Here is a 5,512-nt window from a genome sequence, read left to right as displayed (position 1 = left end):
ATTCAATATATTATTTTCATCTCTATTAAAGTAATTGCAAGGTAATGTAGACTTTATAATTCCGCCTTGACCACAAAGTCTATTAATATCGATTCTACCTCTAGGCGATGATAAGTTCTCTCCCCGCTTAATATAACTCTTTTGAATTCCTCTATGTAGCAAGTCCTCTGCTTCAACATAAAGCTCATAAATAAGTAAGTCAAAGAACTTAAAATCGCCAATATCATGCTCAGTTTCATTAAATAATTTAAGCTCTCTTAATCCATACGCATACCTTAATAGTTTATAAAGTGGCATACCATTTATCTTTGGGTACACGTTTATTTGTAGATCTCCTAGTCTAATTCTACCAACATAAGAATTAGTACTTATAGATAATCCACCTTTAAGTTCTATGATTTCTATAATCCCTTTATTATTAAGTGCTTTTGCAATATCACGAGTGTCGTTATCAGGCAACTCCATATCCTTCAACATTATATTATCCCACTCTTTTAAATTGACAGTTTGATTCATGATATTTTATCTCCACTATCATTCTCATTTTCAGTTTCTTCTTCTAGATCATCATCCTCTGCTGTTTTTCCTACTTCGCGTATTGTTGGACATGGCGAAAGCAGTGCCGTTATAAGGTCAGATATATCTGATGTATTAAACAACTCAAATCTAATAGTTTGATTTTTCACATCAACAATACCTTCACCCAAAATTTTAGAAATCAAAGCATAGTCCCCATAACAATATTCTTCAATAAGAGGAATAATATCTTCTCTAATAATTCTTTTAAATTTTTCATTTTCAGTAATAGGTCTTTCTTTTTCTAAAAAATACGAATGGCCAATTTGTAAATTTCGAGCATCTTTACCAATGCACTCACATATTCTAGCATTTAATTCTTTAAGCCATTTATCTAGTGGTAATCCTTCAAACACAGTCTCATCAAACAAAGTATAATTCGTCATTAATTCAATGAACCCAAAACGCCTTCGTAGTGCTACATCTAAAAGAGCAATCGAACGATCAGCAGTATTCATGGTTCCTACAATATATACATTCTCTGGCACTTTAAAAGGTAGATTTGATAGTGACAGAATAACCTCTTTCCCACGTTTTCCTGCTTCAATAAGCATAATAAGTTCACCAAATATCCGAGAAATATCTCCACGATTAATCTCATCAATAATTAAATAAAAGTTTTTATCAGGCTCTTTTACCGCATCTGAGCATATAGATTTAAATATTCCATCTTTTACCTCAAATACAGTTTGATTGTTTAAAATCCTAGGTTTTATACCTTCAATAAAATCCTCATATCCATAAGATGGATGGAAACAACACATACGTACAGTACCACTTGCTCTACCATCTCCTATTAAGGTACTTTTTTCTTCTGTTGTTAATGAAACAAAAGACTTTCTAAACAAATTTCTTGCTGCTAGTTCATTACAAGCTTTTTCTGCATAATATGTTTTCCCTGTGCCAGGTGGTCCGTATAAAATTACTTGTTTTTTACGACTAAGTACACTTGCAATCTCTGCAACTACACCCGTAAGATTCTCAAGCAAAAGTTCTTTCGTTTCCTTAACTTTTATTTTATCGTCAATCTCATTTTCATCATAATTATTATCGTTTTCCTCATTCATAAGTCTTTCAATTTTAAAAATGTTTTCAATATCCTTATAAGGAAAACAAGTGGTCAATTTTCCTGCACTAGCTTTTGGAAGCTTAATGGGTTCTTTAAATATTTTCAACCATTTAATTTTTTTACAGTGAGGGTAAGTTCTATTTTCTATATACTCATACTCTCCAGTGATTCGACCTATTCCTAATACCTTTTCACCACTTACCGCAACTGCAACATCTGAAATTTCAATATCCCTATAAAATCTTATAATTTCTCCAGCTTTTCTACTTGCTGCACTTTTGTCATATTCATAATACTTTATAAGATCTGCCGCGATGGCATATCTTACATCTTTACCCTTAAAATATATATTTAAATTACCTAGCTTTGGCCAACCAATACCTACAAAAGAATTGTCCCTCATATCTTCCCAATAACTATCACCGTTATCACCAGTTCCAATCCTAAAGTAATTCTTTGGAGACCCGAACAACTCACACATTGAATTCATTACATAACTAGAAGGGAGCCCCGTCTGCTTTACAATTTGCATCAGTTGTCCTGACATAGTATAAAGTTTGTCCTCTTGCATAGGTTTACTGTTACTGTAAATTAATGCGTGTTTCTGCCACCTGGTAGTATGGAAAGCATCAATTTTATTTGGATATAACATGTGATAATATTTATGTACCCACCCAAGGTTGGACATATTGTTTATTAAAATGCTGTTTAATTTTTCTTGTAATTTAGCATATTCCAGCAAGTCCCCATTCTCTAATACCTTATCAATCAAATCAGCACCCGCTGTTAAAGAATCCCTCAGTTCTCTACCTAACTTAATAGCTTCTTCTATTGACAAAATTGTAGGATTTCTAGAATTTCCAGTAACCCACTTGCCATCGATATTTCTTTTATACATTATGAATTTAAATGAACTTCCCCCAGCAATGCTGCCATAGCTATTAGTGCTAGTCATAAATTCATCATCATTTTTAAAATCTAACCAATATGTAAGCCCATCCCTATTTCCTATACTAAACATAGTTTCTATTAAAAGTTCACCATCTAATTCCTTTAATTTTATAGGACCAAATTTTTGAGCAAATAAATTATATCCTTGATTAAGTTGATCTAATGGTAAAAGTTTATCCTCATTCAAGAGTTTCTCGCAGGTTTCTTTTAATTCATCAATTACATTGCTTTTCTCATTGGTCATTTCTTTACTACTAACATTAGATTCTTTAATAATTTTCTTTTCCAATATAATTTTCTCCCCTCAACGTGCAATATTCCTAGCTAATATTTATAATGCAAATGATTATAAAGTTTTTGATTTTTAACATACACTTGATTTTATACATATTATATTCTATTTAACTTATTAAAGGGATTAATGTCTATTTTATGTAACAAAATAGATCAAAAAACTAAAAGACTATATTCTTTTAATTTATATTAAAAGTAATATAGCCTTCTCTTGTTGGATTACATATTAGATCCCTTGTAAACTCGTCATCAGGATTTTTAAATACCAATGTTGTATTGATTTTCCTATTTATTAATATCTTATGAGCACCTTTATACATGCAATCTACAATACTGATTTCCGTATCTTGTTGTTGGTGTCCCTATACTAATGTTTACTTAGCTAATTCTAAAAGTTTTGATTTCAAATGGTTTGATCGTAAATGAAAATCCTTGGGCTTCATTTGCTATGGACACAATATCATTTTCTAGCAAGTCGCACTCGGTTACTTTTCTACATTTAACATTAAAGGATATTTTTATATCTGAACGCCTATTTTCAAATTCATAGATTCGGAGTATAGTGCCATTTCTATTTTCAGCCTTTTTAATAGTTTCAAGAATAACATTTTTAGCATCCACATTAAATAGGCTAGTTATTCCCTCTATAAAGTTAGATTTTCTTTCAGTATAACTCACTAAAAGAGGAAGATTTAGCATATAAGCTTCCCTTACTGTATCTCCTTCTTTCCAACTTCCACTATGTGGTAAAATAGCATACGTAAACCAATGTTCCTCCTGATCAGTTGTTGGATTGGGATCTATACCTGATTTAATTAGAGACAATGCCATAGTTTGATTTTTTACAGAATAACCGTATTTACAGTCATTAAGTAAGCTGACACCATATCCACCATCAGAAATATCCGCCCACTTATGTGCACATACCTCGAATTTTGCCATATCCCAGCTGGTATTGCAGTGAGTTGGCCTAGTTATGTTTCCAAATTGAATATCATAAGTTGCTTCGTTGGCATTTACGTCGATTGGAAATTCAACCTTCATAAGCTGTTGGTGTTCTTTCCAATCCACATAGGTTTCAAAATCAATTCTTGGGGAATTGGCATAAAAATAGATCTTTTGTTTAACACATGAATTACAGTAACGTCTTTCAGTTAGTAACACTGCTTGTACTGGACCATTCTCAACCCATTCTAGCTTGGTTATATCATCAGCAATCCATGACTTTCTGTCGTAGTAGATATCGATGTTCCAATTATCAAATTCTCTAGGTTTATCTTCATAAACTCTGAAGAGATTGCCCTTTTCTCCAGATTGAAGTACTTCACGATTACAACGTTTATCGTAGAGCGAGGTGAAAAATCCACCTGAATTTATGCTAATTTTATAATAAGGTGTTTCAATACCGCTCTCTGTAATAATAAATGGACTGATACTATTTTTACCTTCGCTAAACTTCAGTACTTTTAGACCCTTTGAAGGAATACCCTCAACCCAAGCTACAGCCTTGCCATCTTCAGTTTTTTGAAGTGGATAAGAAACCCCCTCTTTACTCACTAGTTCAGTAACTTTCAAAGGAATGTTATCCAACACTACTTTATCCCTACGTTCAAAGGATAAGGTATTGAATACTGCAATATTATCTTTGCCGGCTCCAGCTGCGGATGCTATAGCATCAAGCCGCTCCTTTGTTAGAGACCCTGACTTCCTTTTAATCTCTTCATATTCCACTTTGGTAACCTCATATACTTCCTTGATTGCGGAACCAGGCAGAATATCGTGGAACTGATTAAGCAAAACCATCTTCCACATAGCATCAATTTCTTCTTTGGGATAAATTATTCCGTATTGTTCAGCCCAAACAGAAAGCATTTCTAAATTCATAAGTGAAAATTCACTTTTCCGGTTGCTACGTTTATTTCTACTCATTGAAGTGTAGGTTCCTCTGTGGCACTCTAAATAAAGTTCCCCAATCCACTTCGGTACATCGTGATTTTGATTCAGTGATTCATATAACTCGTCAAAATATGTTTTAGAAAATTCATGTCGAACCTTTGGTGCACCAATAATTCCTTTTTCCAATCTTCTACCAGTTTCAAGCATTTCACGAGTAGGTCCGCCTCCACCATCTCCATAACCATAGCAAACAAGAATATCATTGTTCAGTTCCTTTTGCTGATATCTATCCCATCCACCCATTAGGGCAGCTGGATGTAACATACCGTTATATGTTGTGAAAAAGCTTTCTTTGTCCTGATCAATTTCCTTTGTGGTAATTAAATGAGTAAATATTGGTGTACCATCAATTCCATGCCACCAAAAAGTATCGTAAGGGAATTCATTAAATTCATTCCATGCAATTTTTGTGGTCATGAAATACTTAATACCACACTTATTCATTATTTGTGGTAATGCAGCTGAATAGCCAAAGACATCTGGTAGCCAAAGTATTTTATTATCTGAACCAAATTCATCCTTAAAAAATTGTTTTCCATAAAGGAACTGTCTTACCAAGGATTCACCTGAGGTTAAATTGCAGTCAGCCTCTACCCACATTCCACCTTCCGTTTCCCTATGTGTTAAGATAGTTGTCGTAGAGAGAAATATAGTATACTATACAGT

3 protein-coding genes and 1 pseudogene are annotated in these 5,512 nt (G+C 33.2%); all 4 read right to left on the bottom strand.

Annotated elements, in window-relative coordinates; all coding sequences use genetic code 11:
• A pseudogene (locus Q0649_RS16655) lies at positions 1-516 on the bottom strand (restriction endonuclease); the annotation flags it as partial.
• On the bottom strand, positions 513-2,885 hold the full coding sequence (locus Q0649_RS16650) for an McrB family protein (RefSeq protein ID WP_298844625.1): 2,373 nt from the start codon (positions 2,883-2,885) through the stop codon (positions 513-515). The gene Q0649_RS16650 and the pseudogene Q0649_RS16655, both read right to left, overlap by 4 nt.
• A gap of 184 nt (positions 2,886-3,069) precedes the next feature.
• Positions 3,070-3,210: a hypothetical protein gene (locus Q0649_RS16645; protein ID WP_298844623.1), complete on the bottom strand. Its 141-nt coding sequence runs from the start codon at positions 3,208-3,210 to the stop codon at positions 3,070-3,072.
• A 58-nt stretch (positions 3,211-3,268) separates the two neighbouring features.
• A complete protein-coding gene (locus tag Q0649_RS16640; protein WP_298844621.1) occupies positions 3,269-5,446 on the bottom strand; it encodes a glycoside hydrolase family 38 C-terminal domain-containing protein in 2,178 nt (725 codons plus the stop codon).
• Positions 5,447-5,512: the final 66 nt, after the last annotated feature.

Origin of the sequence: uncultured Clostridium sp., assembly GCF_937920395.1 — a bacterium.
In the GTDB taxonomy this organism is placed as follows: domain Bacteria; phylum Bacillota; class Clostridia; order Clostridiales; family Clostridiaceae; genus Clostridium_AD.
This window is presented reverse-complemented; position numbering and strand designations above follow the sequence as displayed.